The organism is Sphingomonas sp. (genome assembly GCF_019242355.1).
GTDB lineage: Bacteria > Pseudomonadota > Alphaproteobacteria > Sphingomonadales > Sphingomonadaceae > Sphingomicrobium.
In genome coordinates, this window is sequence record NZ_JAFAVR010000257.1 from 1 (window position 1) to 3,522 (window position 3,522).

Annotated in this window: 3 protein-coding genes; 2 read left to right on the top strand and 1 reads right to left on the bottom strand. The window is 63.3% G+C overall.

The window, feature by feature from the left end:
• Together JOZ79_RS12420 and JOZ79_RS12425 are read left to right on the top strand one after the other, a co-directional pair.
• Positions 1 to 1,274, top strand: a 1,274-nt coding sequence (locus JOZ79_RS12420; protein WP_294074638.1) for a tannase/feruloyl esterase family alpha/beta hydrolase, incomplete at its 5' end; no start/stop codon positions are given.
• A 2-nt stretch (positions 1,275 to 1,276) separates the two neighbouring features.
• A complete protein-coding gene (locus JOZ79_RS12425; RefSeq protein WP_294074640.1) occupies positions 1,277 to 2,560 on the top strand; it encodes an MBL fold metallo-hydrolase in 1,284 nt (427 codons plus the stop codon).
• Positions 2,561 to 2,676: 116 nt separating this feature from the next.
• On the opposite strand, the gene JOZ79_RS12430 is transcribed toward JOZ79_RS12425, so the two are convergent.
• Positions 2,677 to 3,522 (bottom strand): OB-fold nucleic acid binding domain-containing protein (locus tag JOZ79_RS12430; protein WP_294074643.1); only part of this gene is annotated, 846 nt, incomplete at its 5' end.

The window sequence follows — 3,522 nt, forward strand, 5'->3', positions numbered from 1 at the left end:
GCGGCTATGCGGCGGCGGCAACGGATGACGGGCATGGCGGTGGCATAACCGACGCTGGTCAGGGCAAGCGAACGGCCGATTTCGCGATCGGTCACCCCGAGAAGCTGATCGATTTCGGCTATCGTGCGCTCGCCGAAACGCGAATGACCGCGCTCGCGGCGATCCGGGCATATTACGGGCGAGATGCGGCCAAATCCTATTTTGTCGGCTGTTCCGACGGCGGGCGCGAGGCCTTGATGATCGCGCAGCGCTACCCCGAGGATTTCGACGGCATTCTCGCCGGTGATCCGGGAAACGACTGGTCGCACTGGTCGGCAGCGCTGGTCTGGAATGAGCAGGCGCAGCTAGAGGGTTCGCCCGGCGCAATTCCCACAACGAAGCGGGCGCTCATCCAGGGTGCCGTAGTGGACGCCTGCGACGCCATTGATGGAGTCAGGGACGGTCTCATCGCCGATCCTCGGTTCTGCCGGTTCGATCCGGTCGTCCTATTGTGCAAAGGCTCAGACGAGCCGGCCTGCCTGACGGCCCAGCAGGTTGCCACCCTCCGCAAGCTCTACGCCGGACCCACCAATCCCAGAACCGGCGAGCAGATTTATCCCGGCTTCATGCCGGGGCTCGAAAATGCGTCCGGGTTCAATGCTCTCGTCACACCTTGGCAACCAGGCACCTTCTCCTACGGCGACACCTATTTCGGTGAGGTTGTCTTCGAGAACGAGCATTGGGATCCTCGAACGATGGACTTCGATCGCGCTATCGCATTGTCCGACCGAAAAAGCGCGCCGATCGTCGATGCTACCAGCCCTGATCTTCGCTCCTTCCGTGCTCATGGCGGCAAGCTGATTCAATATCACGGCTGGTCGGACACCTTGATGCCCGCAGCTGCTTCGATCGCCTATCGTAACCGTGTTGCGAGCTTCATGCGGAGCTATCCCGATCCGCGCGCTAGCGCCTCGGCCGAGATTGACGATTTCTATCGTCTCTTCATGATCCCCGGCATGGGCCATTGCTACGGCGGCGACGGACCGACTTCGATCGCGCGAACGTCCGAAGACGGCTCCGGCGATCCGAGGCATGATCTTATGGGCGCACTCGAGCAGTGGGTTGAGAAGGGTATCGCGCCTGATTTCTTTATCGGAACCGGCAAGGTGCCCAACAACCCTCGGCAAACGATGTCTCGGCCGATTTGCCGGTATCCGCAAGTGAGCCGTTACAAGGGAACAGGGGATGCCAACGACGCAGAGAGCTTCGAATGCGCCGTGCCACAGGACCAATGAACATGGCGATCAGCAGAAACCTGCATCCGCAAGATGCCGGGCAGAGCCAGCTCGACAGGCGGCTTTTCCTCTCTGGAGGCCTTCTCGGTGGCGGTTTCCTCCTGGCAGGTATGCGAAGCGCGGCCGCCGGTTCTCAGATACTGTCGGCGTGGACTCCGGGAACGCTTGATATCCACCATATCGACACCGGGGTTGGAAACGCGACGTTCATCCTCGGGCCAGATGGCACGGCCATCCTGATTGATTGCGGGGCGACGCGCGGGGGGCCGCCGGCGTCCACTCCGCTCCGCCCGGACAGCTCCCGATCAGCGGGCGAATGGGTTGCCCGATATGCGCTGCGGCAGGCGCGTGCCGCAGGCCGGAACACGCTCGACTGTATGATCGCGACGCATGTCCACCCAGATCACGTCGGATCGCCGGTCCCGAGCGACCCGCAGGCTCCCGAGGGATATCGTCTAACCGGGCTGAGCGATGTCGATGCGCACATGCCAGCGGATCTCGTGATCGATCGCGGGTTCCCCAACTACGCCCGCCTCCCGCTGATCGACGCATCCTTCGCTACCAATCATCTGGCCTGGATGCGCGCGCGCGCGCGCAATGGGCGTCGCGTAGAACAGGTCGCGGTTGGATCGGACCGGCAGGTCGAAACGCGTCGAACTGGCGCTTTTAATATCCGCTTCGTCGGCGGTGACGGCAGGGCTTGGACAGGCGTCGGTGACCAGTCACGGGACCTGCTGCCCCCAAAAGCGAGCTGGACTACCGAAGCGACCCCCGAAGAAAATCACATGTCGATAGCGATGGTCCTATCCTACGGACCGTTCCGCTATTTCGCGGGCGGCGATCTGGTTGCCGACACGCACGATGGCAGAGTCCCTTGGCTCGACGTCGAAACGCCGATCGTCCGGGTCGCTGGGCCAGTCGATGTTGCCGCCGCAGACCACCACGGCTATTTTGACGCCGATGGACCCGAATTCGTACGGGCGCTCGACGCTGACGCGTACGTCATTCAGGCCTGGCACGCGACGCATCCCGCGATGGCGACGCTGCAGAGAATGCTGAACGATTGGGAAGGCCGCGTCCCCCGGGATGTATTCGTGACGAGGCTCGATCCCGCCAGCCGCGCCTTGAACGAGCGGTTCTTGCCAATGGTGAAGAGTATCGAGGGACATGTCGTCGTGCGTGTCGGCCCGGAGGGCGCCTACCGTGTGTACGTCACGGATAGCCGGGACGAGCGTGACACAATCACATATGCTGGCCGTGTGGCTCAACCCAAACTGCGCACCTGAGGCGCTTCGGTTCGGAGGTGCTCCGCGCCAAGCAAGCCTTCGACGCTTGTCTTGAAGCGGACCAGCTCACTCGAAGGCCTCGCCAGAAGGGCGCATGCATGCACGAGTCTAGCGGTTCAATGAAAATCGTGGCTGCGTATCCGCAGCAATTCTTCATCATCGGGAACGGCGTTGAAGGGCGGATAGGATAATGTGCGTCCGCGCGGGATGCCGGGATCGCGCGGGTCGGGGCCACCACCATTCCTGGCGCCATCGCCGCGCCCGGGCGCTACCGCGAACTCCATGCGTCCGATCGAACGTAGCATGTCGTCATGATCGATGATGCGGTCGCAGATGATGTGGATCACCTCGCCTTCCTTTTGCAGGCGGCCGCGCATCGCGATCATCGATGCCGACATGACCTGACGCCGATAAATCTCGAACCGGTCGGGCCAGAGGATGCCGTTGGCGATGCCGGTCTCGTCCTCAATCGTCACAAATAGCACGCCCTTCGCCGAACCGGGCCGCTGGCGAACCAGAATGACGCCGGCGACCTCGACGTTGCAGCCGTCGCGAATGGTCGCGAGATCGGCGCAGCGCACGATCCGCATCGCATCGAGCTGGTCGCGCAGGAAGCTGACCGGATGTCCACGAAGCGATAGCTGGGTCGAGCGATAGTCTTCGACCACCTCGCGGCCCTCGGTCATCGGCCGGAGCGCGACGACGGGCTCCAGCCCTTCCGGCGAGAATTGCGCCTCGCGCTCGTCTGCCGCCGCGAACAGCGGCAACGGCGCTTCGCCAAGCCCCTTCACCTTCCACAGGCCTTGCCGCCGATCCTCGGCGATCACATGAAACGCATCGGCCTCCGCCAGCCGTTCAATCGCCGCGCGCGGAACACCCGCCCGACGCCAGACTTCCTCGACGCTGCCATAGTCAGCAGGCCCACGCGCGCCGACGATCGCGGCGCCATGGACATTGGCCAG